General features: G+C 49.4%; 40 protein-coding genes. 18 read left to right on the top strand and 22 right to left on the bottom strand.

Translation table 11 applies throughout. The annotated features are described in order from the left end of the window. Positions 1-11 precede the first annotated feature (11 nt). The 3 genes from Q4563_RS08135 (at position 12) to Q4563_RS08125 (ending at position 2,096) form a co-directional block, all read left to right on the top strand. Complete coding sequence (locus Q4563_RS08135; protein WP_303604216.1) at positions 12-629, top strand: hypothetical protein; 618 nt, start codon at positions 12-14, stop codon at positions 627-629. Between the two features lie 112 nt (positions 630-741). After that, positions 742-1,575, top strand: coding sequence for a hypothetical protein (locus Q4563_RS08130; RefSeq protein ID WP_303604215.1), 834 nt, complete (start codon positions 742-744; stop codon positions 1,573-1,575). A 131-nt stretch (positions 1,576-1,706) separates the two neighbouring features. Next, on the top strand, positions 1,707-2,096 hold the full coding sequence (locus Q4563_RS08125) for a hypothetical protein (protein WP_303604214.1): 390 nt from the start codon (positions 1,707-1,709) through the stop codon (positions 2,094-2,096). Positions 2,097-2,143: 47 nt separating this feature from the next. Here Q4563_RS08125 and rdgC read toward each other — a convergent pair whose 3' ends face one another. From rdgC to Q4563_RS08100, 5 genes are all read right to left on the bottom strand, one after another. Further along, positions 2,144-3,382: a recombination-associated protein RdgC gene (gene rdgC / locus Q4563_RS08120; protein ID WP_303604213.1), complete on the bottom strand. Its 1,239-nt coding sequence runs from the start codon at positions 3,380-3,382 to the stop codon at positions 2,144-2,146. A gap of 34 nt (positions 3,383-3,416) precedes the next feature. Beyond that, positions 3,417-3,584 (bottom strand): hypothetical protein, encoded by a 168-nt coding sequence (locus tag Q4563_RS08115; RefSeq protein WP_303604212.1) that lies wholly within the window; start codon positions 3,582-3,584, stop codon positions 3,417-3,419. 102 nt (positions 3,585-3,686) lie between these two features. Next, complete coding sequence (locus Q4563_RS08110; RefSeq protein ID WP_303604211.1) at positions 3,687-3,959, bottom strand: hypothetical protein; 273 nt, start codon at positions 3,957-3,959, stop codon at positions 3,687-3,689. Next, positions 3,959-4,450, bottom strand: coding sequence for a single-stranded DNA-binding protein (locus Q4563_RS08105; RefSeq protein WP_303604210.1), 492 nt, complete (start codon positions 4,448-4,450; stop codon positions 3,959-3,961). Before Q4563_RS08105 ends, Q4563_RS08110 begins: the two co-directional genes overlap by 1 nt. Continuing rightward, positions 4,440-4,652 (bottom strand): hypothetical protein, encoded by a 213-nt coding sequence (locus tag Q4563_RS08100; protein ID WP_303604209.1) that lies wholly within the window; start codon positions 4,650-4,652, stop codon positions 4,440-4,442. Before Q4563_RS08100 ends, Q4563_RS08105 begins: the two co-directional genes overlap by 11 nt. Positions 4,653-4,836: 184 nt before the next feature. Here Q4563_RS08100 and Q4563_RS08095 point away from each other — a divergent pair, with 184 nt between their 5' ends. After that, positions 4,837-6,162, top strand: coding sequence for a hypothetical protein (locus Q4563_RS08095; protein ID WP_303604208.1), 1,326 nt, complete (start codon positions 4,837-4,839; stop codon positions 6,160-6,162). 15 nt (positions 6,163-6,177) lie between these two features. Here Q4563_RS08095 and Q4563_RS08090 read toward each other — a convergent pair whose 3' ends face one another. From Q4563_RS08090 to Q4563_RS08010, 17 genes are all read right to left on the bottom strand, one after another. After that, entirely contained in the window at positions 6,178-6,666 is a 489-nt protein-coding gene (locus Q4563_RS08090; protein ID WP_303604207.1) for a DUF4124 domain-containing protein, read from the bottom strand. Beyond that, positions 6,644-7,033: a hypothetical protein gene (locus Q4563_RS08085; RefSeq protein WP_303604206.1), complete on the bottom strand. Its 390-nt coding sequence runs from the start codon at positions 7,031-7,033 to the stop codon at positions 6,644-6,646. Before Q4563_RS08085 ends, Q4563_RS08090 begins: the two co-directional genes overlap by 23 nt. 52 nt (positions 7,034-7,085) lie before the next feature. Next, positions 7,086-7,379: a hypothetical protein gene (locus tag Q4563_RS08080; RefSeq protein ID WP_303604205.1), complete on the bottom strand. Its 294-nt coding sequence runs from the start codon at positions 7,377-7,379 to the stop codon at positions 7,086-7,088. Next, positions 7,379-9,067 (bottom strand): phage head morphogenesis protein, encoded by a 1,689-nt coding sequence (locus Q4563_RS08075; RefSeq protein ID WP_303604204.1) that lies wholly within the window; start codon positions 9,065-9,067, stop codon positions 7,379-7,381. Before Q4563_RS08075 ends, Q4563_RS08080 begins: the two co-directional genes overlap by 1 nt. Beyond that, complete coding sequence (locus Q4563_RS08070; RefSeq protein WP_303604203.1) at positions 9,064-10,554, bottom strand: DUF935 domain-containing protein; 1,491 nt, start codon at positions 10,552-10,554, stop codon at positions 9,064-9,066. Before Q4563_RS08070 ends, Q4563_RS08075 begins: the two co-directional genes overlap by 4 nt. After that, positions 10,554-12,191 (bottom strand): phage terminase large subunit, encoded by a 1,638-nt coding sequence (terL, locus tag Q4563_RS08065; protein ID WP_303604202.1) that lies wholly within the window; start codon positions 12,189-12,191, stop codon positions 10,554-10,556. Before terL ends, Q4563_RS08070 begins: the two co-directional genes overlap by 1 nt. Next, complete coding sequence (locus Q4563_RS08060; protein ID WP_303604201.1) at positions 12,175-12,729, bottom strand: hypothetical protein; 555 nt, start codon at positions 12,727-12,729, stop codon at positions 12,175-12,177. The genes terL and Q4563_RS08060 overlap by 17 nt, the downstream gene beginning before the upstream one ends. Before the next feature lie 35 nt (positions 12,730-12,764). Further along, complete coding sequence (locus Q4563_RS08055; RefSeq protein ID WP_303604200.1) at positions 12,765-12,896, bottom strand: hypothetical protein; 132 nt, start codon at positions 12,894-12,896, stop codon at positions 12,765-12,767. A 263-nt stretch (positions 12,897-13,159) separates the two neighbouring features. Continuing rightward, complete coding sequence (locus Q4563_RS08050) at positions 13,160-13,369, bottom strand: hypothetical protein (RefSeq protein ID WP_303604199.1); 210 nt, start codon at positions 13,367-13,369, stop codon at positions 13,160-13,162. Continuing rightward, positions 13,366-13,653 carry a hypothetical protein gene (locus tag Q4563_RS08045; RefSeq protein ID WP_303604198.1) on the bottom strand — a complete coding sequence of 96 codons (288 nt, stop codon included), beginning with the start codon at positions 13,651-13,653 and terminating at the stop codon, positions 13,366-13,368. The genes Q4563_RS08050 and Q4563_RS08045 overlap by 4 nt, the downstream gene beginning before the upstream one ends. Then, on the bottom strand, positions 13,650-14,066 hold the full coding sequence (locus Q4563_RS08040; RefSeq protein WP_303604197.1) for an N-acetylmuramoyl-L-alanine amidase: 417 nt from the start codon (positions 14,064-14,066) through the stop codon (positions 13,650-13,652). The genes Q4563_RS08045 and Q4563_RS08040 overlap by 4 nt, the downstream gene beginning before the upstream one ends. Further along, the gene (locus tag Q4563_RS08035; RefSeq protein ID WP_303604196.1) at positions 14,056-14,343 is read right to left on the bottom strand and encodes a hypothetical protein; all 288 of its coding nucleotides are present in this window, start codon (positions 14,341-14,343) and stop codon (positions 14,056-14,058) included. The genes Q4563_RS08040 and Q4563_RS08035 overlap by 11 nt, the downstream gene beginning before the upstream one ends. Then, complete coding sequence (locus tag Q4563_RS08030) at positions 14,340-14,774, bottom strand: hypothetical protein (RefSeq protein WP_303604195.1); 435 nt, start codon at positions 14,772-14,774, stop codon at positions 14,340-14,342. The genes Q4563_RS08035 and Q4563_RS08030 overlap by 4 nt, the downstream gene beginning before the upstream one ends. Next, positions 14,744-15,241 (bottom strand): RusA family crossover junction endodeoxyribonuclease, encoded by a 498-nt coding sequence (locus tag Q4563_RS08025; protein ID WP_303604194.1) that lies wholly within the window; start codon positions 15,239-15,241, stop codon positions 14,744-14,746. Before Q4563_RS08025 ends, Q4563_RS08030 begins: the two co-directional genes overlap by 31 nt. Beyond that, positions 15,234-15,971: a hypothetical protein gene (locus tag Q4563_RS08020; protein ID WP_303604193.1), complete on the bottom strand. Its 738-nt coding sequence runs from the start codon at positions 15,969-15,971 to the stop codon at positions 15,234-15,236. The genes Q4563_RS08025 and Q4563_RS08020 overlap by 8 nt, the downstream gene beginning before the upstream one ends. Next, complete coding sequence (locus Q4563_RS08015; RefSeq protein ID WP_303604192.1) at positions 15,971-16,534, bottom strand: hypothetical protein; 564 nt, start codon at positions 16,532-16,534, stop codon at positions 15,971-15,973. Before Q4563_RS08015 ends, Q4563_RS08020 begins: the two co-directional genes overlap by 1 nt. A 60-nt stretch (positions 16,535-16,594) precedes the next feature. Further along, on the bottom strand, positions 16,595-16,828 hold the full coding sequence (locus Q4563_RS08010; protein WP_303604191.1) for a helix-turn-helix domain-containing protein: 234 nt from the start codon (positions 16,826-16,828) through the stop codon (positions 16,595-16,597). Positions 16,829-16,950: 122 nt separating this feature from the next. Here Q4563_RS08010 and Q4563_RS08005 point away from each other — a divergent pair, with 122 nt between their 5' ends. The 14 genes from Q4563_RS08005 to Q4563_RS07945 all read left to right on the top strand — a co-directional run bounded on the left by Q4563_RS08005 (position 16,951) and on the right by Q4563_RS07945 (position 25,168). Then, the gene (locus tag Q4563_RS08005) at positions 16,951-17,625 is read left to right on the top strand and encodes a LexA family protein (RefSeq protein ID WP_303604190.1); all 675 of its coding nucleotides are present in this window, start codon (positions 16,951-16,953) and stop codon (positions 17,623-17,625) included. 24 nt (positions 17,626-17,649) lie between these two features. After that, on the top strand, positions 17,650-18,708 hold the full coding sequence (locus Q4563_RS08000; protein WP_303604189.1) for a hypothetical protein: 1,059 nt from the start codon (positions 17,650-17,652) through the stop codon (positions 18,706-18,708). A 3-nt stretch (positions 18,709-18,711) separates the two neighbouring features. Next, entirely contained in the window at positions 18,712-19,041 is a 330-nt protein-coding gene (locus Q4563_RS07995; RefSeq protein ID WP_303604188.1) for an STAS-like domain-containing protein, read from the top strand. A gap of 5 nt (positions 19,042-19,046) precedes the next feature. Continuing rightward, positions 19,047-19,694 (top strand): hypothetical protein, encoded by a 648-nt coding sequence (locus tag Q4563_RS07990; RefSeq protein ID WP_303604187.1) that lies wholly within the window; start codon positions 19,047-19,049, stop codon positions 19,692-19,694. Positions 19,695-19,702: 8 nt separating this feature from the next. Beyond that, a complete protein-coding gene (locus tag Q4563_RS07985; protein ID WP_303604186.1) occupies positions 19,703-20,014 on the top strand; it encodes a hypothetical protein in 312 nt (103 codons plus the stop codon). 175 nt (positions 20,015-20,189) lie between these two features. Further along, positions 20,190-21,215: a YqaJ viral recombinase family nuclease gene (locus tag Q4563_RS07980; protein WP_303604185.1), complete on the top strand. Its 1,026-nt coding sequence runs from the start codon at positions 20,190-20,192 to the stop codon at positions 21,213-21,215. Between the two features lie 25 nt (positions 21,216-21,240). Then, on the top strand, positions 21,241-22,179 hold the full coding sequence (locus Q4563_RS07975; protein ID WP_303604184.1) for a hypothetical protein: 939 nt from the start codon (positions 21,241-21,243) through the stop codon (positions 22,177-22,179). Between the two features lie 12 nt (positions 22,180-22,191). Continuing rightward, positions 22,192-22,386, top strand: coding sequence for a DUF7706 family protein (locus Q4563_RS07970; protein ID WP_303604183.1), 195 nt, complete (start codon positions 22,192-22,194; stop codon positions 22,384-22,386). 5 nt (positions 22,387-22,391) lie between these two features. After that, positions 22,392-22,793: a hypothetical protein gene (locus Q4563_RS07965; protein WP_303604182.1), complete on the top strand. Its 402-nt coding sequence runs from the start codon at positions 22,392-22,394 to the stop codon at positions 22,791-22,793. Further along, on the top strand, positions 22,790-23,437 hold the full coding sequence (locus Q4563_RS07960) for an HNH endonuclease signature motif containing protein (RefSeq protein WP_303604181.1): 648 nt from the start codon (positions 22,790-22,792) through the stop codon (positions 23,435-23,437). The genes Q4563_RS07965 and Q4563_RS07960 overlap by 4 nt, the downstream gene beginning before the upstream one ends. Then, entirely contained in the window at positions 23,434-23,706 is a 273-nt protein-coding gene (locus tag Q4563_RS07955; protein WP_303604180.1) for a hypothetical protein, read from the top strand. The genes Q4563_RS07960 and Q4563_RS07955 overlap by 4 nt, the downstream gene beginning before the upstream one ends. 3 nt (positions 23,707-23,709) lie before the next feature. Then, entirely contained in the window at positions 23,710-23,925 is a 216-nt protein-coding gene (locus Q4563_RS07950; RefSeq protein ID WP_303604179.1) for a hypothetical protein, read from the top strand. Positions 23,926-23,940: 15 nt separating this feature from the next. Further along, entirely contained in the window at positions 23,941-24,147 is a 207-nt protein-coding gene (locus Q4563_RS23620; RefSeq protein ID WP_442903748.1) for a DUF4224 domain-containing protein, read from the top strand. Position 24,148: 1 nt separating this feature from the next. After that, the gene (locus Q4563_RS07945; protein WP_303604178.1) at positions 24,149-25,168 is read left to right on the top strand and encodes a site-specific integrase; all 1,020 of its coding nucleotides are present in this window, start codon (positions 24,149-24,151) and stop codon (positions 25,166-25,168) included. Positions 25,169-25,447: the final 279 nt, after the last annotated feature.

Here is a 25,447-nt window from a genome sequence, read left to right as displayed (position 1 = left end):
AAGGGAAGGTTATGGAGAAAGTGATTGAATTGGGGTGCAGTGCTGACTGGCAGGCGATTATTGGTATTTCAAGTATTGTCGTTGCTCTATTGGCTTTGTTTTTCACTGTATTTGAAAGCCGGGCCAACAAGAAAGAGAGAGTACTTTCTGTTCAACCAGGTGTGGGGCTGAGTATCGACTCTAGCGATATACACGAAAAGCTGAGGGTTTCCTGGGAGCTTTTTAATTCTGGTATTGGCCCATGCATTATAGAGTCTATGGTTTGGCTAAACGAAAATGGAGAAGCTATTCAAATAAAAGACGATCGCCTTACAACACAGCAACTTGGGAATAAGCTGTTAGATCACGGTAAACCCAAAAGCTTCACCGTATGTGAAGCCGAAGGGAAGCATTCAATTTTGGTCGGTGAGCGCAAACCGCTGATCTCTGTGAAATTTCATAGCTTTAAGGCAAATAACGACCGACGGCCTCAAGACGAACTTCACGATATTAGAATCAGAATAATATACTCAGACATATATAGTAACCGGTGGCACTCTGAGTATGGTTTAGATGGAACAGTATATTTCACGCACATAAAACTACCTAGAGGGAAAAGGAAAAACTTTCAAATGGGGCGACTCACCTAGGGGGCGCCTACTGCAGGATATGCCTGGAAGTTCAGGTTTTATTACCACATCATACGACGGTATTGCACTATACGAATAACCTGAACCGGAATTCACTTATAAAGGGAGAAGCATGGAACTATTCATACTTATTTTTAAAACAACCATTGAAGCTGCATTCAATACATTTGTCAGTAACTGGATCCCCATTGCTCAAACAGTAGCGAGCTGCACTATCGCCATTTTCGCCGGACTAGGCACACGTGCTGCTTATAAGGGTTTAAACTCTTGGAAGATCGAGCACGACGGTAGATCTAAACTGGACGCAGCAAAAAAAATAATGATAATTCTTGACAAGTTCGGCAACTTTCCCACTGCTTTATCTTCGCAGTACATAGCTCTTCATCACTTCCAGTTCCCATCAGAAGGCCAAAATGAACCTCCAACGCCATCAACGGTAAAGAACATTCAACTAGACAAATTCATAGATCTAATAGAAGATGAAAATAAATTTAAAGAATATGTAACACTACCTGACAAGCTAAACAAAATGATCGACAGACACACAGTCACCCCCCTCCTTCACGAGTCATTATCCAAAACCATTGAGGGAAAAATATCAGTTTATAAAGAGTTAAAAGAGAAAGCATATTCTGATGTTTTGGACGCAAGCATAACCATCAATGAAGAAATTAAATCATCATACGAAGAGCTTTTACGAATTCTAGAAAATATATTTACAACCTACAAGCGCACACTTGTTATTTTAGACCCTGAAAAAGAAGAGGCCGAGAAGGCTATTATTTACGAAATTATTTACAACAAACTATCCTTAAAAGACGATTACAATGAAAGGAGGAAACCTAATGAATCCTACATGTCCGGACTTGTAAGAGAATTTCAATCTCAAAAAAACAAAATTGAAAAGCTAGCAATGGAACCCTTGAAAGCCAGAAAATATTTGTAACTTGAACTAAAGTATTAACATAAATATCGCACTCATCTTGGGATAACTAACCCTTCAAAGATTGAATGATATCTGCCAAATAGCCTGGGAGATAACGGACTAAACAAGACATCGTAAAAAGGAGAAGAGAAATGGAAGACATAAATTCAATGGTCCAATTTTGGTTAACAGCTGCAGGTGCGATATTCACAACAGCAAAAATATTTGAATTGTTTTTTAGTTGGTTGAAAAACAGTGACAACAAAATCAAAGATATAGATATTATATCCAGAATTTCCGCGATCTTACTCTTTGCAGCTGGAGTTATTTGCATTGGCGCGTGGGGATTATCTGGCTTTGCTATCTGTTTATTTTTTTCTTCATGGGTCATTTATACCATCCTATTCTTGGTTTACAAGGAACCGCTTACGCGAGAATCAGTGAGCAGCTTTGTCATATCAACCACAGCAACGGCAATGCTTGCCCTTCTATACATCATACTAAAAATACTTAACCTGATATCTATGACAGCCCCTGGTTAAAAAACCGCCCGAAGGCGGCAAAGGACAGGAGCTATCTTCCTAAGTGGCTAAGCCGCTGAATCATCCTGGTACACCACCCGGGTACCGGTATCATCCATCGCAGACACAATGCCGTCAGATTCCATCTGCTCGATCATGCGGGCGGCGCGGTTGTAGCCTATTCGGAGGCCGCGTTGAAGCCCAGAAATCGTTGCACGATCCTTCTCTCGCACGAACTTAACACCTTCGGGGTAAAGCGGATCTTCAGAGTTGGCGCCGTACTTTTGCTCAACTTCTTTTAATTCAGCTTGGGAAGCTTTGGCAGCGGCTGCCGCATTCTGAACAGCCCTCCTCCAGTCTTCCGGCGTTGGCTCGCGATCGTCATTCGGTTCGTCAAAATCAAGCTGCCCAGTGATAGCGCCGCCAAAGGCCTCAGACAGCAGCTTTACCGTGTCGCTAATCGTGCGGCCGTTTATAAGTAAATCAGAGCGGGCCAGAGCAAACAGATCACCATCTTCACCAGCCTGTTCGTAAGACTCGCTGATGAGCGAATCCGAATAATGCAGACCTTTCAGAATGAAGCCGTCTGTAAGCGTGAAATTAAATTGATGCTCGCTTTTCAGCTCTACCTCAACAATCCCCAAACCGGACTGAATAAGACCCTGCACATGCTCGCCTTCAAGGTCATCATCCTGGATCGCATAGGACGGCCCTTCGTTCGGGTGCTTGAGCTTGGCACAACTTCCGAAGCGCAGCTGGCCAGGCATGAATACAGTTGACTCCTGATCAACCCAGGCAGTCATCACGACATCGGGGCTTTCGCCGCAGCGAATGGGGGTTACCTCGAGTGAACCCACAGCATCACGCAGCGCAGAACAGAACTCTTCGGCCTTATTCGGGCTGGCCTGATCCACAATCAAGAAGTGGTTTACTGTATCGAATATAGCGTAGGTGCGACGATTCTTAGTAAATGCCTTCGGTAACAGCTCAAAGGTTACTTCGTCTTTGATCAGCGCGCGCTCTTTACTCAATACCTTACGGCCTTCGGTTTCCTCTACATTCCGCACCTTTTCATCGGTGTGTTTATTGATCACCGCCGGTGGCAGAATCTTCTCTTCTGCGTTCAGGCACAGAAGCAAATAGCCGCTTTCCTCCAAAACATAAGTGTACGACCAGGCAGGCTTCACGAACCCCACCCGCATCATTTCCTGAGGCCCGCACGGCTTCGCCTGAGCTGCAGCAATAGCATCTTCTGTGATTAGGGGCACTCTCGGAAATGTATAAATAAATGCGTTCTTAAACAACATAGGCCACCTCGGTTTATGGTGTATTGAGTAAAGACTAAATTTTGCGTTCTCTAAGCCCAAGCGGCAGCAACAGAAACCACGCTGCACATGCGGCAATGCAAAGCCACATAGGGCGTAATAATCGGTTTTCATAACTGCCCAGGTAGTCGGCCATGAACAGTACAAAACCTAAGGCCCATATTTGAGCTAATAGCTCTGGCATAACAAATCTCCTATACTGTTAGTCCGTCTTGTCGCATGTGCTGCCCCCGGCTGTAGGGCCACCAGGTGCGCAAGGTGCCCATGGGAGCCGGCCTGTGGGGTTCTACTTACCTTGAGCCTTACGCTTCATGCGGGTGATAACACCTCTCAGCGCGGCATTCCTTCGCTCTAACCGTTCACAGTCAGCCCGATAACGGTCTCGGCTCTCTCGCATATACCGATAATCGCGCTCTAGCTTCTCGCGGTCTTTGCACATCGCTTCTGTGGCATCGGCTATGCGCTGGAGGCAGCCAAGCTGCAGCTGCTCTCGCGTCGGCTTTTCCCGGTTCGGGTCATACCAAGTTTTACGGCTCTCTTTGTCGTAGGTTTCAGTCATCACACCACCAACCCCATACCGCGATAAGCGATATCAAACGGAATGTCATCATCAAAGGAATCAAAGCCGCCCTGTGGCGCTGGTTGCTGCTGTTGCGCTGGCTGGCCCTGCTGGTAAGTTGGGTTGGGCTGATTGCTTCCAGAGTGCCCGCGATAATCTTGGGCAGGTGCTTGATAGCCCTGCCCGCCCTGATCTTGCTGCCCACCTGCGAACTTGAAATCAATCACCCGGGACATAACGCTTACGCCCTCGCCGTTGTCCCACTTGCGCACATAGGGGCTCTCCATGGTCACGAACAGCTGTTTGCCCTTTGTCAGGTACGGAGCGGTATTTTCAGCGCGCTTACCCCACAGGCTGGCCGTGATCCACTGGGTGCGGGTTTCGCCCTTCACGCGCACGTCGTAGGCCAAGCGCAGCTCTGCGACCGGAGTTTGATCGGGCGTGTATTTCAGTTCAGCATCCGCACCCAAGCGGCAAAGTTCAGACAGCATTGGCAGCCTCCTGGACTTCAATACATTCTGCTAAGGGCAGCATGGCGTGGGTAGCTCTGAGCTGGCACCTCAATAGCACTTCATCGCCGCCTTTGGCATGCTTGGCTGCGCGCTCGGCATAGCGAGCGGCTACTGCAAGCTGTTCCGGTGTATTGCAGCTGGCGATCACTCGGCAGGCTTTTTCGATTGGGTTTGTTCGCATAAGTACACTCCTTCTGAACACAAAGTTAAGTATAACTGTACCCAATGTCAAGCTTTTCTGTACAAAAGATCTAATCAATCTACCTGAAGCTTCTTGGTTGCAGTGTTGCTGGAAATAGAATATTTTGTGACCAGAATCACAGTAAGTGACACCTAAATACAATGGAAGCGAAGAGGATTTCGATATGTACAAAGGGTTATGGAAAGTTGTTCCCGTTCTTTATTTTTTCTCTGTCTACGCCTACTCAGACGACCCAACCACCGGCCAGTCCATTATTTTAAACGCGGCTGAAGACATAAAAACGGAACAAAGCTTTAATGTTAAAGCTGGCCCCCTCCTTATCAAAGCAACTAACCTGCTACCCCATATGAGGAAGCATTACCACTTAGACATCCAAGCTGATTATGAAGGGGTACCACCCCTAGAATTCAATCGTGAGGCTATGGCTGAATATTTGCCGTCAGTAGTCCTCGGAGAGAAATCAAACGAAAGGGAGGCTGGTACTAATGAAATCGCGCAGCCCCCAAAAACACCTGCAGATTTCTGTAAAGACCTGAAAGAAGAAATCACAAAGCTGGAAATTGGGCTAACAAAAGAGGCGGAAGTCCCAGAAGCGATAGCCAACATACAAAAAAAACTGGCTGACTATATCGACTCAAAACCTCAAACCAACGAAAAAGATATTAAAATATTAGAAGCAACCATTGCCAAAAGTGAAAAAACAATAACTAGCTTAACTAATGAGGTAACCGAATTATCTGCCAAAATCGCTAAAACCCCATCAGATCAAATCGAAGAAATATCAAATATCATCATAGAAAAATCAAAGAAAATAGAAGCCGAGCGTAAAACCATTGCTGGCGCCCAAAAGAATATTCAGGCGCTTAAAGAAGCTGATAAGCTGGCCTGCACCATAGATAAAGCAAAAGCGTCTGCTCAGAAAGCGATTGACAGCACGATTTTCACAAAAGAAATACAAGTCAAATCTTCTCAGATGGTTACTGTAACCCTTTCAAGGGGCGGCAAGGAGCTCTCGAAAGCTAAATCTAACAGCAAAGACAATGGTTTTGTCACACACGTTGGATTCACATTCATCGATAACAGAGGGACCTCCTGGTACTCCAAAAGAGAGGAGGTTCAAGGCGATGATGGTATTCAATATGAATATAGAGTTGCCAAACAAGGTGACCAAGATTCAATTTTGTTTGCCCCTACGATTATGTTTACTTACCAACACCTAATGTGGGGCCCTGATGATCGTTACTCAGCCGGACCAACGGGTGGAATCGGGGTTAATCAATCTGACATTTTTGCCTACGCGGGCTACAGTTTGATTTTCAATACCAACCTGATGTTCTCAGCTGGCGTTGCTTTTCAGGAGTTTGATGAGCTGAACGGTACCTACGAAGAAAATCAAAAATTAGACGCTGCTGTTGATTCAGATATACTCACTGGCTCTTCAATTAATGTCGGCTCAGCCGTTTCAATTGGGTTTAGGTTCGCTTTCTAGGTCATTGGGGCGCCATCAATATTGCTCGCGTAGCCTTGCAATGGCGTCCCTTTCTGCCTGAATCCGGCTGTTGTAATCAAGGGTGATCGTCTGAATCTCTGTAGCCAGGCTGTTGTGATAGGCAGCACCGGCCGCATTGTTTCGGGCGTTGCCCTGCTCACCTCGCAATATGGCAATCTTCGCATCACGCTCATCAATGAGGATATCAATATTCTGCTGATGGGTATTTATCTTCCGGTCGATAGTGCGCACACGGCCCCGCTCTTCATTTTCCGCCTCGACCTTTGACCAATCTCCCCCAGCCACCACGTCCAGGCCTTTGGAGCCATTTTCAATCGTCAGCTGCTCTTCTGTCACCGCCTTGGCTTCGTCACAGGGGCGCTGGCTGAACTCAACTTTTCCATTTTCATCGGTGCACTTGAACACCTGGGCGGCATTGGCGCTGGTGGCACCGGCAATCAATACAACGGCAACAATTAGTTTAATCATCTTCAAATTCTCCAAACATTCGATCCCTGATATCGGGCGGTATAGTTCTATCCATGCGGTACATTTCATATTTAGCATGGCTGCAGGCATCAAAATAATCGTGATCAGGAATCCGATCTCGAAATGTGCCAATCTGCAACCGGTCGACTTGCTGCAAAAGCACCTCTCGCAGTTGATCGCGTGTCACAAAGCGTCGAAACCGATAGTCATCAGCACCCAAGCGGGGACTGCGATGAACCAGATTCAACACCTCGATGCTGCCCCACTCTTCACCAAACAACGCCTCGATGTGCTCAGACTTGTGAGCGCGCACAATCACACGGTTTGGATCAATGCAGTCAGCAATTACGCTGATGAAACCTTTGTCAGTAAATAGCCACATGGGGGAATAATAGCGCGCCGGCGGGATCACGTCATGATGTTGAAATCACACGCTACGATACAACGCCTTCAGGGATATCATTATCAGGTTGCAGCAGAGGAAACACTTCGCCAGCAAACCACATAACATTCAAAATTGTGCCCACTTCTTCAGCGGTAAGCATCTCGCCATTGAAGTGGTGATTCAAGCAAGGCAACACCTCAACATAGCCGTCTTCAACGACCGTATCGACAAATGCTTGAGCCCTCTGTGCATCAACACCAGTGAATTCACCTGTTTCACTGTTCCATGCGATGCTAAGCGGCTTTACCGCCTCTCGTGGCTGCAGAATACCTTTGTAAATCATTAACGCTCCGACACGCGATAGTAAAATAAAAGCCCGATTGCCAGCTGAGCCATATCAGGATCCACTGACAATAGTTTAGACAAGTTAAGAGCATTTTTTTGGCTCATAGTGCCAAGCAAGGGTTCAAATGCCATGGTCATAACCTCCATGGCAGGCCGCTCTTTATCGATTGTATATTCTTTGCCCATGTATGGGTGATAGTAACCATCCTCTCGAGTCACTTCCCGGCGGTCATAATTCATACCAGTCAAATCACGCATCCGCTTCAACGGATCGCCAGCAGTGCGCCGCCGGTGCTCTTCGTTGAAATAATCATCAAGACCTTTCAAGGCAAACTGAATGCGGTGCGCATATTCATGGGCAGCCGTGCTGCTTTCATCCGTGAGAATAAATCCAGTGCCTTTGGGCCAGAACTCACGCTTCTTGGCAGATGGCCGGCCTAATATTGGGATTTTCCCCGTGAAATCCTGATCAATACTCACCTCGAAGCCGCGGGAGGTTGAATATTTCACATAGAGCGGGCCAACTTCATCGGTCGCCTTGGTCCAATCATCCGGGTAGCGCTTAGAGGCTTCCTTAACCGCAGTCACACCTTTTCCCCGTCCTTCGATAGCGGCCGGAGTACTGATTGGTCGCACCTGCTCCAGCCTCACCAGTAGCGACTGCTGAAAATCCTCCGCCCAATCAACCAACCTTGGATCATCCAAATTACCATCGACCAGATGATTCAGAACCTCCAGGCGGCTCTGGCCTTCGTATAGAGCATCGCTCATGCGCTCATCAAATAACGAAGTAAGCTGATCACCACCCCGCTGTTTCATTTCATCATGGGAATAATTCAATTCCGGTCCGATATCAGGCAATTCAGGTTCAGGGGTTTTGGTGACTGCCTGGGCTTGTTCTGGCGGTAGCTTTTTGCGCTTCTGCTCTTTGGTGTCAACCAGCGAAGATAAACGGGCCTTGCCCGGGTTTTTGTTCCAACCTGGTGTAATGTCTTCCGGAATAACCTCGGTTTTACCAGTGCGCGGGTTTTCCCACTTACGGCGGGCAACCTTCGGCGGTGGGGATAGCTTGAGACCGTAATCGTTTAAATCAGCCTGTGACATTTGGATGGTGCCACAGCGACAGTTGTACCCATTGGGCGGGAAGAACTCGAACCAGAACGCATTACTGACAGGCAAAACGGTTTCGTCCCACTTGCTGTGTTCGTCCCGTGTGCGATGATCATCCACCGCGTCATACATCAGGTAGGGAGCGTACTTAGCATTGCGCTGAATCATGTCCCAGCGGCCAACACTGTATGCGCTCTGCAGGTTGCTGCGGAATATCTGCTCTAAGCGGCTGGCGCTTCCTAGTTGGGCCTCTATCACTTGGCCTGTAAGCGGATCCACCACATCTTTTTTTCCCCACCAACCAGACTTTTGCAGCTGTGGTATGAGCTCACGGGCAAAGGTTTCAAATGTGGACCCGTCATCAAGTGCGCGCTGCAATCGCTCCTGCACAGTGCTCAGCAAATCCATGTCCATCATCTTGGCCACGGTAAAAGCACCGTTGTGCTCTTCACCGAGCATATCGCGCCAGTCGAACGTTTCCCGCAAGCCTTTCTGCTGAAAATATTCGATGGCCTTTGCGGGCTTTAAATCAAACCGGCCAAGGATCTCGGCAAAACTAAGAATCTTAGTGATCAACGCTGGCCCCGTAGCAATCCCATCAAGCGAGCGCCAAAGGTAGCGTTACGGACTTTCTCAACAGTGCCAGGTGCCGGCGCTTCGGCCATCATTTCGGTGATGCGCTTTTGAAATTCGGTAAAGTCGTCAGTCTCCCCCAAAACCGCTAACAGCTGCTCTACGCGCTTGCCATACATTTCGTTGTATTGCGTGGCGAACGCCTCGGCAGCAGCTGTCAACTCCGCCTGATCGGCCCTATTATCGATACGCTTCTGGGCCAGTGCGTTCAGCTCGGAAAACTCAGGCCCCATCGGGCCACGGCCATCACCGCGCGGGGGCAACGGCGCAACTTCTTTCTTCACCCAGCCATCACCGTAAGTATCTTTAATGTATTGCTCTGTTGGTTCATAGCCGAGGGTAGCGATTTTATTGTCACGCTCGACACGCTGTACCAGGTCTTCTTCGGGCTCGACTTTGCGCCACACCCTCGGGTAAGCCGCACCAGGGAAGTTCCAATCAATCAGCCACTTGACGACAGTGTTGTTAAAGCTGCCACAGATCAAATCGGCATCGGCCTTCTGTATGGCTTCGCTAACATCTTTGTGCACTTCTGCCTGTGAACGGCTGCTGCCATCGTCGGTAGTCATGGTCTGCCCCACCATCACCTTGCTGATAGCCTTGTCCATGCGCTCACAGAGCTTATCGTAATCGGCGGTGCCAGAGCGGGATGCTTCGATCAGCTCCACAACAAAGTCATCAGGGATCACAACACCGCTATCGGCCTGAATCGACTTGATTACAGCCAAGGCTTTGCGGCGCTCGGCAGGGTCATCAATTTTACCGGCCGGCAACTTAACGCCTGCAGTGGGCATCCCGAACTTCTCCAAAAACATCAGCCAAAACTTGATGCCGTTGCGCTTGAAAAATACGGGCCAGTAAATGGCGTGGGCAAGACCTAAGCCATAGGGGTTATCGTCGTGGCTGGCACCGCTATTGAACTGCCAAAACTTACGGTCTGGCATCACTTCGCCTTGTGGGTGCTTAGTACTGATCAATACAAGCTCGTTATCGGCGTTAAACCGAAAGCGCGAGCGATCGCGCACCCTGACATCAGCGAGCTCGATATAGCGCGAGCCAATGCGCCAGACACATTCGCCGGTGCCCCAGCCATAAAACAGGGCATAGCTCATTTTGCGGTAGATATCGTCCCAACGGCCAAGGCCGTCAATCTGTTCTCGGATAAAATCAGCCGCGGCCTTATCGATCGCACGTTTACCGCCGGGTATCACCTCAGTTTCCTTACTGACAACTGAGTCGACACGCTGGCCAAAGGTACTGGTCACCTGGTCGTCACGCAGCAGTTCATCGTAGATGCGAAGATCACGGCCTCGAGCGCGTAAAACGGTATCGTCCGGATTATCCAGCAATGTCGCAACGTGTGCCTGAGCCATGAATATGCCGTGATCGTCCTGGGCAATCTCGCCCATTGTCGGTTTGCTACTCGCCATTACAAAAAGCCTCCAAAGTCATTGCCACCGGATACGCTGTAACCGTCATCGTCGTAATCGTGTTGATCGCCTTCGCTGAGTGCGGCCCGTTGTACCCCAGTACTTTCGTGCACAATCTGGCCACCATTCCGGCGGGCCCACTTTAGGTACTGGCTGGTCATATCAACCTGGTCATCGTGCGTGGCCAGCGGAAAGCCGAACAGCTCGCTTTCATAATCCATGATCCAAGGTGACTTCTCTGGCAACCACAGCTGGCCTGACTCGATTATCGGACTGACATCAACCAGCCGGACTACCTTGTTCTGCCCCTCGGTATCGATTGCGATAACCGGCATCTGTGTTTTTGCCCTGCACTCTTGAATCAATGACTGACCGCTGGCCTTGTCTTCGATCAGTACCGCGCTTGGATTCCACTTCTCATACATTCCAATTAATGCGCGCTTTAAATCGGGGTACTCCACCCGGTCACGCCACACATCAAGCAAGTAATGGCCAGCCATATCACCTCGGAACAATTGCCCCCAGGCACCGATCACACTCGGGTCGTTTATCTGTTCAGGTTTGTAAGCGGTATCAAGCGATAACACAATGCGAGAAAATGCCACGGGCGGGGTTCGGTACCGGCGCGGCCATGCGCGCTTAACCAATGAGCCCTCGGAGGGTTTGGGCCGCTGCTGAAACAATGCTGACCAATTACGTTCACCTTGCTTTTGCTTTTTCGCGCGCCAGTATTTAGGGGTGAACCACTTAGGCCACAGCCATTCACCGATCTTGCGGCCTAACGGATCGTCTTCACGTTCACATTCGGCCTGTAAGCAGATGACATACCAGTCCTCACCCTGCCGAGATTTCACCCACCCACTTTCACCATCGTAGTTTTCGGGAAGGATTCGGCCGCTCAAATCGTCTTCGTGCCAGCGCGTTTGAATGATCACCTGCCAGCCTTCAGGTTTCAGGCGCGTATCCAAATCATTCAGGTAAGCATCCCATGTTTTTTCTCGAATGACGGGGCTGTCAGCGTCCTCACGGCCTTTTACGGGGTCATCGATAATCAAGCCGTCAGCACGGTTACCAGTGATACCCGAGAGAATCCCCCCGCTCATGTAGGTGGATCCGTTATTCAGACTCCAATCGTTGGCGGCTTGGTTGTCCTGGTTAAGAGCCGAATTCCACAACTCTTTGAACTGTGACGATTTGCAGATGCTGCGCACCTTTCGGCCAAACTTTTTGGCAAGGCCGCTGGCATAACTTGCACAAATGATATTGTGCAAAGGGTTCTTCCCCATGTAATAGCTGGGGAACACCACGCTGGCATAGGTGCTTTTGGCAGATCCCGGTGGCATGAACACCATCAGCCGTTTAATTTCGCCTGCTTCGACTTTCTGCAGCGCGCTATTAAGTAGTTCATGGTGTTCAGCCGGCTCGACGTTATCCGGATAGAACGCCATCGTGATTTCGTGATTTTTACACTTGGGATCATCGCACTTGTCACCGAGTTTGCAGCTATCGGCCAACAGTGGCACACCGGGAATCTCGATATACCGGCAATAGTGATTCAAGTCATCGCGGGCGCGTTGCCGGTGCTGCTCTTCCAGTAATGTCAGCAGCTCAATTTGCTCTCTAGTTGCCGCCTGCATAGTTCAACTTAGCCATTAGCTCGGCAATACGCTTAGTCGCCTCTTCGCTACTGGGTGGGTTATACGGCTCCTTACCATCAGGATCGGTGGGCGCCACTTTGGTCGGGGCGTCAAGGCCAAGCAACTTGCAACGGCGTTCAATGATCGATAACAGTACATTCATGTACCGCGGGTCACCGGTTTGCCCGCCGGTTTCAGTCTTATCGATTGGGCCCTGAGCGCCCTTGCCTGTGGTGTGCTTTTTGTAGTCCTCGCAAGAGCGTAACCACTGATCCCACACTTGGCATTCCATCATATCGAGCTTTGCCAGCTGTTCTTGCTTGGCCGCATCAAAATCAATTAACGCAGACTTACGCCACTGAGCGCGCACTTCACGTAAATCGCGGCGCACCATATCCAAGCTGTACTGAATACCGTCTTCGCTCTTCTGGGTCAGGTGCTCTGCAATACGCACTTGCTGCCAGCCACGCAGATACATATCCGCGATATCGGCTCTATCGCGCGCTATCTGGCTTGGGGTGCGTTTAGGGCTTGCCACGGTATGGACTCCTAGGGTGGACTTTGAAAAGCGGCTTAACGAGGCTCTACGTCAGCCTGTGGCCAGTGAAAGCGAGCATACACAAGCGCCTGTTCGTAGGTTTTAGGCTTACCCGCCATCGTGCAAAGCGTTTTTCCGTTTACAACCACAAGCCAAGCGGTGTGCATACTTACCTCCAAAATTCGTAGCGGGTCTTTCCCCGCTGTCAGCTGCTCACCGATACAGGTGGCCCAATCGAGATGGGCGATACTTTGTGGGTATCCCCGGCGCAGTTGATGGTGTTACTTATTGCTGGTGAATCCTGTCACGGCGCCACCGCCACCCGGGCGCCTGGTCTTACTCGGTGCAATGCTCTAGCTGTTCGATATAGAGCAATAAATCAATGAAGTCATCGCGAGAAGTCCAAACACCCCCTTCCCGCTCCTCAAAACTAATTCCTGTCGGTATCGCCGCTGTGCATGTCTTCGGCAGGCTTTGACACCCGAGCACCAAACTTGCGATTAGCGAAATCAACAGGGTCTTTGCGAATCTCATCAGCGTTTTCCTGATGCTGTTGCCGCTTTCGCTGTTGGTTGTAGCGCTTCCACAAGTCGAGAAGCTGAACCAATAGCGAAAACAGCGCGGTGAAGAACTTAATCACTGTCGAGTATTTTGATTTTTGGCTGCGCCGATATTGGCACCAAGAAAATCAATAAACTTCGACACAAAGCCGACGATACTGTCATCGCGCTTAGTCGGTGTTGCAGCGGCAATTACCGCAAAGGTTCCGACTACGCTGGCAATGGGCTCCCAGTACACTTCTACGAACAGCAGAAAGCGCTCCAGCAGGCCAAGCTCAGGATCGACGCCAGTGACGGCTTGAGCGGTACCAGCAACGATCGCAAGGCCAAGCAGCATGACTAGGGGTAATAAATTTTTCTTCATGGGGTTTTCTCCAGTTGAGGACGGGGGTCATTCTCTGCCCACCATTGGCGAACATCGAAATTAGGGCAGGCTTTGTTCGGGTCTAAATCACGATGACCGATTACCAGAGCATTGGGGTGGCGCTCCAGCCAATAAACCAAAATGCCTTTGAGCTTGCGATACTGCTCCAGCGTGAACAGCTTGCGTCCGATCAGGCACACGCCAAGACTCTCGCTGTTGTGGCCGGCAACGTGGGCACCTTGCCAATACTCCGGACGCCCCGCTTCCACGGTGCCATCGCGAGTAATCACAGCGTGATAGCCGATGCCATCCCAGCCACGGGCCTTGTGCCAGGCGTGTACGTCAGCAGCGTTGTAATGATCGACGGTATCGGGTGTATCCGCGCAATGCACAACCAGGTATTTAATTTCCATGGCGAATATCCTCGCGACGAACAAGCCATTTCACATCGGCTTTGATTTCGCTGAGCTGCTGAACAAACAGGTTCCGCAATTCGTCTTGGCGGCGATCGTTCTCAGCTTGTACGGCAGCCAATTTCCGAATCTCTGAGGCGTTGGCCTCGATGCGCCGATCAGTCACGATCAGCACCGAGAAAATCGCCACCACCGTCGCGACCATGTGCAGCAAGTCGCTGTAACTCAGTGATCGCTCGATATGAAAACCGCGTCTTTCGGGCTTGTTGTCGCTCACAATTTTTCCTTCTCAAAAATATCGATCTGGTTTTTAACGACCGCATCCCCGTTTCGAGACTTTTGCGCTTTCTCGAACAGCTGCGATAGAAATTCGCGTTCGTCGTCCGACACGTTCTGGGTGATCATTCGCACAGTGCGCTCACGTAACCCAAAACGCTGGCTAAGCTCGCCAATCGAGTAGCCGCCTACTCGCAGTGCCGTGATCAGCCAGTTCCGCTGTCGAATAACTTCATCGCGCGATATGTGTACCACTTCGCCCCCAAGCTCAGCACTGATAACTTTTGCCATTTCCCACCCAAGCAGCTGCACAAGCTCGCTTTGCTCGGTCAATCGAGCGTGGATATAAATCCTCTGGCCTGATTTTTTACGAGCCAGTTTTAAAAAATTCTCGCGGCCGATCAGATCAATAATTTCGTACTGGCTGGCCAATGCGGGGCCTCCGGTTTGCGTTTGAGTTGTGCGGGGTATTCACCCAGAGTACGAACTTCAACGTGAACACCCACGGGCAGGTCTGGTGACTCAAAAAATTTATTTTTATCGGCAGATACCACCTGGGCGTCATCGCGCCAGCACACGCCGTTCAGCGCGTCCTTGACCGCCTTCTCAACGTTGTCGCTATCCGGCTTGGTGGTGGGCAGCAATCGGCCAGACTCGGCAAGTTCTCGCTTCCAGGCGGGCCAGCTGGCAGGAATCGGCATCACGATCGTCAGGGTTAACGCGATAGGTTGTTCAGTGGGCTGGGTGTCGCCGACCGCTTGCATCCCGAGGGTGCGAATCATGCCCTCGTAGCTGCGGGTTTTTTCAGGCGTGTGGTGGCCAATCTTGCCATTGCGCATCAGGAACGAACGCGCCCTGCCCTTGCCCTGGGGTTTGCCGGGTATGTGGAATTCAATCATGGGCCTGCTCCGTGACTTTCGGTGGCAAGGCACGGCGCTGCACCCAACCGCGGTACAAGCGTGTCCAGTGGTCGAAGTTCGCAACGGTTCCAACCTCTCGGTGGTACAACAAAAACTCCTGAGTGATTTGGTTCAGGGGGGCGTCCAAATCGTAATCGGTGAATTCTCCTGAGCCGTGATTTTTGGGGTCAAAACGCGACACATCGAATTCAGAAATTCCTCGCGTAGATATATTTATATTTCTATTTCTATCCTGTTCCTGCTCCTGTTCCTGATAAGGCATACTCTTAGGCATACTCTTCGCGAAGGCTTCCGGTAAGGCTTCCTTAAAGCCTTTGGACTTGCCTTCGATAAAGTCTCTCGCACCAGCAATGACGCGGGTTTTAAGCTCACACTCGGGAAGTAAATCAAGAGCTTGCTCCCATGCTTTCACCACATTTGGGGATTCCGGCGGGTTGTACCGAATGAATTTTGGCAAAGCGATCAAACAAGCCTTTTGGTCATGCTCTGCCATACCCTTCGACAAGACTTCCTGAAAGGCTTTCCGAAAGGCTTCCGTTTCCCATCCAAGCTCTTCCGCTAAACCAGAAACAGTCGACCGCATTGCCCCCAAAGCGGTCATGTTTGGATGAGTCAAAAGCATAAAAAAAACGAGTTTTGCATCGTCACTGATTTCACGAAACTTGGCATCGTTCCAAATTCGCGGGTCTACCTTTCGGTACCTAGCCATCACTTACCCTCGCGCATTTGCTCCAGTGCATTGATTGCCGCCCGGGTCGCTGCACTGCTTTCCCGTAGCTCTTTCAGAGCCGTATCGATATCCCCTTGAGAGCTATCGCGGGACAGCTCGACAACCGCGGCTTGAGCTTCTGAGTTCTCTTTGATTAGGGTGCGGGCGATCTTGGCAGGACACGTTGAATCAGTGCTGTGGTCGATACCGATGCTCAGCTGAGCAGCCAAATAGACCTCGCTGGTGTAAGCCACACGCAGTGGTTCAGGCATCGCGGCAACAATCACTTGCTCCAGGTACCAAAGCTTGTCTGGTTGCGGCTTGGCCTCTTCGTAAGCACCGATCCAACGCCAAAGTTTCTGCCCGCGAACGCGCATATCCTTGTGGTAATCGTCGCTACTGGAAAACTCCACACCGGTACCGGCGATATGCTCTCCTAGTCCCAGCTCTTGGAATTTTTCATAAATGATTTCCGCAACTAAACTGCGGTTGTGCCGCGGCAACTCTGCCCAGGCATCCATATACCGACGAAGAATCGCCAGCCGATTTTGCGATTTATTCATGCTGTAACACTCCGGCATGTGATCAGACTTTCATGCGAGCCAGTGAAAACCCTTATAGGGTTAACTGGCAGCTTTCGTTTCTTGGCTTGAAGGGGTACGCAGATATGACCAATCAACATCGGGATTCAGTTCTTCACAACGAACAGCACCACCTGAATCTTTCTCGATTATTGGGCAGTGCTCCGCCGGAACCTTTCCTCGGCTGATGAAGTAGTGAATAGCGCCTCGGGTTAAACCAAGTAAATTAGCGACATAGGTCGGGCCGCCAGCCCGTTTGATGGTATCTCTGAGCATTTCCGAACCTCGAAAGTACAGTATTTTTGTACATTGTTGTTCAGTTTTGCTTTACCGTCAAGTGTTAAGCTTTACTGTACTAAGTGATCACTATAAGTCTGCTCCTACCAGGCCTATCAAATATGAGTACTATCGGAAGTCGAATTAAAGAAAAGCGCGAACAAGCGAAGCTCACTCAGGACCAAATCGCTGAGTATCTTGGAATCGCGAAATCCGCAGTCAGCGGATGGGAAAACGAGAGTGCGCAACCGCGATACAAACGGCTCGAGGCTTTAGCTCGAAAGCTAAACACGTCTGTTGAATACTTAATGAGCGGTACAGGAGATAAAACACTTGCACCAAACAACGATTTAAGCGACAGTTCCGCTATACACAATGCCGAAAAAATCGATATCGCGAGAAGGATACCGCTTATCTCTTGGATTTCAGCAGGGGCTTGGTGCGAGAGCCCCGATCAGTTCGCCCCTGGGGATGCAGAAGAATGGCTCCCCCTGCCTAACAATGCCAGCGAGCAAACCTTTGCGCTGCGTGTTGAAGGCGATTCTATGACCGCGAAAGTGCCGGGTGCCCGCTCCTACCCTCATGGCACGGTAATCTACGTGGACCCCAACAAAGAGGTCACCAACGGGGCCCGTGTTGTTGCCCGTGCCCCCAATGGAAAATACACCTTCAAAACCTACTTTGAAGATGCCGGCCGGATGTACCTGAAGGCCATTAATACCGATTACCCTCCCATTGATATCACTGAGAATCTGCATATTTGCGGGGTTGTGATTGGGTCTTACTTACCAGAATAGCTCTATAATGGAGTCTTAGAGCCCTTGAAAAAGGTATTTCATAAAAGACAACCATCGTTCCAACTTGCTCGCCAGGCCAGGAACTTTGCAAGGAAGGGGAAGAATTATAACCCCGACAGATACTATGTACCGCGTAAGGTACAAGAAGGCGTCGTCATTAGTGTCCCTCGTTATCTGCAGCTAGACGGAACCAAGGATCATTCAGCAGTGCTCAGATTAGTGGAAGATATAGGGAAATGGAGCCTTAAGGAAAATATAAGGCTCGAATTTGGTCGTTGTATACATGTTCATGTTCAAGCACTTATTGTCTTGTACGCCCATCTTGAAACTATTCTTGACCGAACTGATCGTAAGTTAATCAGGATTTCAATAAGATCCCTTAGAGGCCGGGTAAAAACCGTAGTAGAGGCAAGTGGTATAATAGACCTCTTGCTAGGTCGAGCGCCCATCAATAGAGACGTTAATTCTCAGCAGTTGCCAATCATGTCTGGGAATACAACCGAGGTTCCTCCGCACGACCAAATAATCGATCATATCCAGCAGAAGGTATACGGTGATTTGTCCCCTGAGGTTGAAAGTGCCCTTGGTGACGCACTTTCAGAGGTTTTTGTAAACGTTAAGGACCATGCGTATCCTGAGGAGCTATTAGCTGATCTCAGCATTGAAGGCAGGAGATGGTGGGCGATCTGTAGTGTATTCGATCAGCAACTATTTTTGGCTATTTACGATTTTGGCGTCGGAATACCTCGGACTATTGGCGACGAACACTGGGCAGTGTCTAAACTTAGGAAAAAACTACCCTCAGATAGACTGAAGTCGTTACTATCAAGCGATGGAAATACAATTGGCATAGCGATGGTTGCGGGGAAAAACCGCAGAAACGAAGAAAAACATGGGCAGGGAAGTATTAGTATGCACGAGCTCGTGAAACAAAACCCCACTGGAGAATTATGGGTGTATAGCGGCAGTGGGCGCTATCATTGGCATCACAAACAAAGCCAAGATGAACAAGAACACTCGATTAAAGATTATGGAACCTCAATCCCTGGAACACTTGTCCAGTGGAACGTAAAGGTGGAATAGAAGATGAACAGCCACACAATTCGGGTTGTTAACGACTGGCACAAAAGACCTTTTGGAAGATATCCAAATCACTCAGAGTACTGTGGTAAAAATTTCCGTGAACAGTTGCTTGTGCCAAATTTGAATATTTACGATCACGTTACCGTCGACTTAACTGGCTATAACAGATATGGCCGTTCATTTATTGATGAAGCATTTGGCGGTCTGATAAGAGAAAACGGGTTTAATGAAAGTAGACTTAAGGAAAAGCTCACAATTACACATGAAATCCTACCATCTATTGTACTTTTAGCATGGAGCAGAATTGAATCTGCGCAGAAGGAAGGGACCTAGATGTTATGGACAAAAGTTCCTATGTTACTTGGGCACTAATAATAATCGGCTGGATGTTTCTTGTTTGGAACAGTAACAGAATTGCGAGAAGAAGCGAAGCTAGAGGCATTTGTGACAGACTAATAACGCACCTATATGAATTCAGAACTGAACACCGGGACCTTTTAGAATCGGAAAGCTTTAACCCCAATAAGATAAGAGAACGGTATAGCCAGGAAGATTTAGAGGATAAATATGCCGAGCACTCAATACTACTCGAAAATAAATTAGTGATACATACGTCTCTAGCAGAAACGCTAAACACTCATATGTCTAAGATAAAAGGGGTTAAATTAATCCCAGACAAATACTTTTTACTTATGAGGGCGGATGTACTCGATATGTATGATGAGATGTTGCTCGCAGAAAACGACCTAAAACTTACTGATTTACGATGCCAAACAGAATTAATGATAAACGGCATCATAGTCGACGCGGTTAGCAATATTGAGAACATCTATTTAACTGTTTATTCAAAACGATTCAGAGATATGATCGCATCCTTCTTTTCACGCCGCCCATTTTTTTTGGGCGCTGTAATTGCCACAGTATCAATATATGCAAGCTACAAAATGCATGTCTTTGTTTTCATCGCCGAAAAATGTTTTAAGTAGATCACTCTATGAAGATCAAAGAAGCCAACACTATCAAAACTGCACACAAAGAGCGATTAGCCAAAGCCAAAGCCGCCCGCAATCGAGGTAAAGAACCATTTCTCTGTAAGGTTCTTTACACCATAGCCAGCATTTGCCTGATCGGCGGTGTCATGGTTTGCAATGACTACTGGACAAGCGGAAGCGGCCCTGTAGCAGATGCAAGGCAGTCATTTGCCTTATCGGCACTATTTGGCGGCATTGTCTCGTTTGCCGTACTCGCTGCGCTAGGCTCTGCCCTCGCCTACCTCAAGACTATTGCCGAAAACACTGACCAGTAAGCCACCCCAAGCTCCCAGCCTGCACATCGCTGCAGGCTACTTCCTCTACTTTTTCTAGCTTACTGAATCAAGCAACGTAACCCCATCACAAACAAGATGTACAGAATTGCTTGACTTTAAAGTTCAGATTGGCTTAACTATATGTACAGTTTAACTGTACCAACGGAGAGCAGACATGAACACAGCAGCACAACCCCTACCCCAGCTGGCCGAAATCCAGCAGTTACCCGAGGCAGAGCGCCACGCGGCCTATGTCCAGTTCATTCTGGAAGACACCGATTACGACAACCAAAGCGAAGATATCCAGTGGCACCTACGCCGCCGCCTGGGCATTGGTGGTTCGGATCTAGCCGCGATATTGGGCCTTGATCCCTATCGGCAGGCCTATGACGTGTGGCTTGAAAAGACTGGTCGCGAACTCCCTCGAGACCTGGACAGTGAGAATGTGTTTTGGGGTAATGAGTACGAAGAGCCTATCGCGAAAGAGTATTGCCGCCGCATGAAAGAGCGCACCGGCGAAGACTTCAAGGTACGTAACAAGAACATGCCAGCCGTGCACAAAGAGCATCCTTTCCTACTAGCGAACATTGATCGAGACATAGTAGGTATGCGCCGAGGGCTCGAAATTAAGAATGTGGGCTGGCGTATGGCGCCACTCTGGGGTGAAGACGGTACCGACGAAGCGGCTGAATACTATATCCCCCAGCCGCACCACTACATGCTTTGCATGGATTACCAGGAGTGGGATTTAGCCGCTTTAATCGGTGGCCAAGAACTGCGTATTTACCACTTCGAACGCGACCCTGAAATGGACCAGATCATCATCGATACCTGTCGGGATTTTTGGTTTGAAAATGTAATCGCTGACCATCCCCCTGAAATCGACCTCGAGCATAAGCGCGTTGGAGACTTACTAAAACGCGCTTACAAGACGATCAGCGGCGATGTTGTTGAACTGGATAGCAGTGCCGAAGCTTGGCATGCCACGCTCGAAGAAGCCAAACAGCAGGTTAAGTACTACCAAGGCGTAGTGGACGGTGCCAAACATCACTTGTTGCACATCATCGGTGATAACGCCGGCGGCGCATTTTCGGATGGCTCCGGATATACCCGCAAAACGGTTAAGCGCTCAGGCTTCACCGTTGAGCCTACCGAATACGTAGGTTTTCGCTATACCAAAAAACTCCCTATTAGTAAGTAATTCCTAACTCTTTCAGGAGCAAAACATGCAACCAGTAGAAAAAAGAATTGAAGAGCTGACACCGGGCACTTCCGCAGGTGGTGACTTAACCACCAGCAACAGCACTTTTGAGCTCACCCCTCGATCATTAGAGGAGGCCATGAAATTTGCCGACCTCTTAGCCGGTAGCAGCATCGTGCCAAAAGACTTTCAGCGCAACCCAGGCAACATTCTTGTCGCTATTCAGTGGGGCGCGGAGCTCGGCATTAAGCCTATGCAAGCAATGCAGAACATTGCAGTCATCAATGGTCGGCCATCCCTCTGGGGTGACGCAGTCATTGCCCTGGTTCGCAGCTCTCCGCTTTGTGAATACATCTACGAAACCGAAGAAGATGGAGTCGCGATTTGCCGAGTAAAGCGCGTAGGTGAAGAAGAGCAAGTGCGCACTTTCAGTGATGAAGATGCTAAAGCCGCGGGACTTCTCAATAAACAGGGCCCGTGGACTCAATACAAAAAACGCATGAAACAAATGCGAGCCCGTGGCTTTGCTGTACGTGACGTTTTTCCTGATGTGCTGAAAGGTATGGCTATCGTCGAAGAAGAGCAAGATAAGCCCAAAGAGCGCGATATCACTCCTAAGCAAGAAGCCGCCGGAGCTGAAAAAGTAAAACCAGTTAGCCGCACCAGCTCGCTAAAAAACAAGGTGAAATCCAGCAAGCAAAAAACTGCAGAACCCGAAGCTGCCGGGCCATCAGAGGCAGAGCTGTTTAATCGTATTAGTGCTGATATCGATAAGGCAAAAGACGAACAGCAACTTGCCAAGGCCTCCGCCGATGTCGAGAAGCTAGGCGAAGAGTACATGGCAAAAGCTCGCTTTGCTTATAAATATCGCCTTCTCGAAATTCGCGACATGCCTGTTTCAATCGAAGAGCACGATGGTGTGCCCCACATCATTAACACCGAAACCGGTGACATTATTCAGTAACCGGTGAAAATGATGAGCACCCAAACCATCACCCTCAGCGTTGAGCTGACCCACGAACAAGCCCAAGCGCTTGCGCTATTCTGCAAGCGCGCCGGCTTCATGGAGTTTAGCCACAACGCCAGCAGCGAGCCCGAGGCCTATGCCATGCGCGATGCGCAAATGGCCGTTGGTGCCTCGCTGGCCAAAGCCGGATATAACCCGAGGTAATCGAAATGGAATTAGGACGAATAATTGCCTGTGAGCTGGATAAAAACTTCACCACTGAACTGCTCAACATTAAAGATGGAGAGTTTCAGCTGGGCACCTGTACCCCGATGATCAAAGAAGCAGTGGCTCAAGCTTATCTTACCCACGCTCTTCCCGATGAACAAATCGATGTACTGATTGATGCCCTGCAGTGTATTCAAGGCAAAGGAGGCCAAGAAGCATTAGCCCAAGCGTTCTACGGCTCACCCCTGCACGGCGTCATGACACTACGCACCGAAATCACCCAGCATATCGTCAACATTATTGAAGACGATGTGAACGACTGCATGACTGATGTGATGAAAGAAAGTGCAAATTTCGCAGCCCAAGACACCGCTTACCAGGAAGCGAAGGAGGCGGCGCTGTGAGCAGACGCTACTGGACCGATGCCGAACGCGAGTACTTGCGCAATAACTTCCCCAACAATACAACCCAGAGTATTGCTGACAAGCTGGGTAGAAGCTATCGGTCTGTTTCATCCCAAGCAAAGCTGATGGGTATTAAAAAAACGCCGGAATTTTTGGCTTCGGATGCCTGCTGTCGCTTGAGAAGTGATTCAACCATCGGCAAAGAAACGCAGTTTAAGCCCGGCCAAAGTGCCTGGAATAAAGGGAAAAACTTTAGCCCTGGAGGTCGCAGCGTTGAAACCAGATTTAAGCCGGGCCAGAAGCCAATCAATTACATGCCGATTGGATCGGAGCGGATCACTAAAGACGGCCTAGTCCAGGTAAAAATTACCGACACTGGTTATCCGCCTACGGACTGGAAATCGAAGCACAAGGTCGTCTGGGAATTAAATAACGGCCCTCTTCCTGAGGGGCATATTGTCATATTCAAAGACGGCAACAACCGCAACTTTGCCCCCGACAACCTCGAGGCCATTACCCGCTCAGAAAATATGCGCCGAAACACTCGGCACAACCGCTATTCCCCAGAGGTGAACCAGGTGATTCAGCTGCGCAGTGCCCTGGTGCGAAAAGTAAACCGTTTAACCAAAGAGACAGCCCAATGAAAAATAAAATTGAAGATATGCGAGATCACCTGTTTGCCGAGCTTGAGCGCCTGGGTGATGAAACTCTAAAAGGCGAAAACCTGAAATTGGAAATTGCTCGGGCTAAGGCAATTACCGAAGTATCCCAAGCAATGATCAACAGCGCCAAAGTGGAAACAGACTTCATCAAAACGGTCAAAGCGACCAAAGGTACCGGATTTATTGACCCCAGCGCCCGTGAAGAGCTTCCCGTCCCCGGCAAACCTCAGCTGGTAGAAAATCAGGGATAAGCCATGTCTATGATTTCAGTCCACCCCATCCGAACACTCAGCAAAGCCGATATTGCCCAGGCACTCGAATTGCTCGAGCACGGCTTGCCACTCGAGCGTGTGGCCCGCTTGGCAAATGTCCGCCCTGAACACCTGGCATCGTGTATTAAACGAGCCAAGGCCTTCGGTTTTGATGCATGGGATCCTAAATTCATGAACGAAATAGCACAAGCGGTTTAATCTTAGAGGTACCCTATGAGCCACTTAATCAGTGAATCAGAAATGCAAGAGCTTACAGGCGCCAAAACCCCAACCAAGCAATGCGAAGTGTTGCGACACAATGGCCTACGCTTCACACGCCGAGCTGACGGGCGCCCATCATTGTCATGGGAAGCCTATAATCGGCAGCTGGCCTCAGAGCCACCCCAACAACACACAGGACCAAGGCTAGAGGCTATTTAACGTGGTAGGACGCCGTAAGAATAAAGCCGACCAGTGGCTACCCCCGCGTGTTTACCGTGGCAAATCACGCTATGAGTACCGCCCAAGCTCTGGCGAAACCATCAAGCTTGGCTTTCGCCCCAAAGATGGTATTGAGTCTGAGCAAGTAAAAGCCCAGGTGTGGGCAGATTACGCCAAGGCCAAAGACGCACCGGTCGCCGTTAATGATGTAAATAAGCTAATTTCTGAATTTCACTCTAGCGCTCAGTTCATCCGACTTAGTGCCAATACGCAGACCGACTACAACCATTACTGTAAGCGGATTAGACGTGTATTTGGGCACATGAGCCCACGCGACATAACAAAAGTAAACGTGCGGGATTTTATGGATGCCCTCGGCAACCAAGGCAAGGTTGTCACAGCCAACCGACACAAAAGCTACCTGAGCGCCCTGCTTTCTTGGGGAGCAGAACGTGGCTGGCTGGAGCAAAACCCAGCGTTCGGAGTAAAGCCCTTCAAAGAGGTGGCGCGCGATCGCTACGTTGAAGACTGGGAGTTTGAACTAGTACAGCGTGTTGCCCGCGAAAGCGCCTATCCCTATGTGGCCCCAATGATGGACTTTGCATACCTGTGCCGTGCTCGAACTATTGAGCTAAGAGCTCTTACAGAGGCTGACATTACGGCTGAAGGCATCTACTTGAGACGCACCAAAGGCAGTATCAGTGAGATTACCGGCTGGTCTGACCGACTTGTAAGTGCTGTTAAAGAGGCCCGCTCCGTCTACCCTGACGCGCCGGTCAGTATCGATCGCCCCCTATTTCACGGCAAAAAAGGCGCACCCATACCCGCTAGTAGCTTTAAAACTGCCTGGGGCCGAATTATGAGAAGAGCTCTCGATTCCGGTTTAACTGAAAGATTTACATTTCATGACTTAAAAGCAAAGGGCGTTTCAGACCATAAAGATAAGGCCAGTGGCCATCGATCAAAAAAGATGCAGGCAGTGTACAATCGCCGTCCGGACATGATCACACCAACACGATAAATGCGCTATTTTCTTTCCGAACATGGTATTGTGCCCCCGCGTCAATACTGGGCTAGAACGGAAGTAAAATTGTATTTAAGTTTGGAAAAAATAAGCTAAATCATTGATTATTAAGAATAAACGGTTTGATTGTGATTCCAGTGGTCGCGGGTTCGATCCCCGTCAGCCACCCCATTTTTATACACCCTATATCTCTCCAGCAAACATCTTATACATCACCATACCAATTACTTGTGTTTATTAGGCTATGATTGCCGCTGACCTCGTCGACTTTTGTGA

This window comes from Gilvimarinus sp. 1_MG-2023 (genome assembly GCF_030548285.1).
Note: the sequence above shows the minus strand (reverse complement) of the source record. Positions and strands in the feature narration are given on the sequence as shown.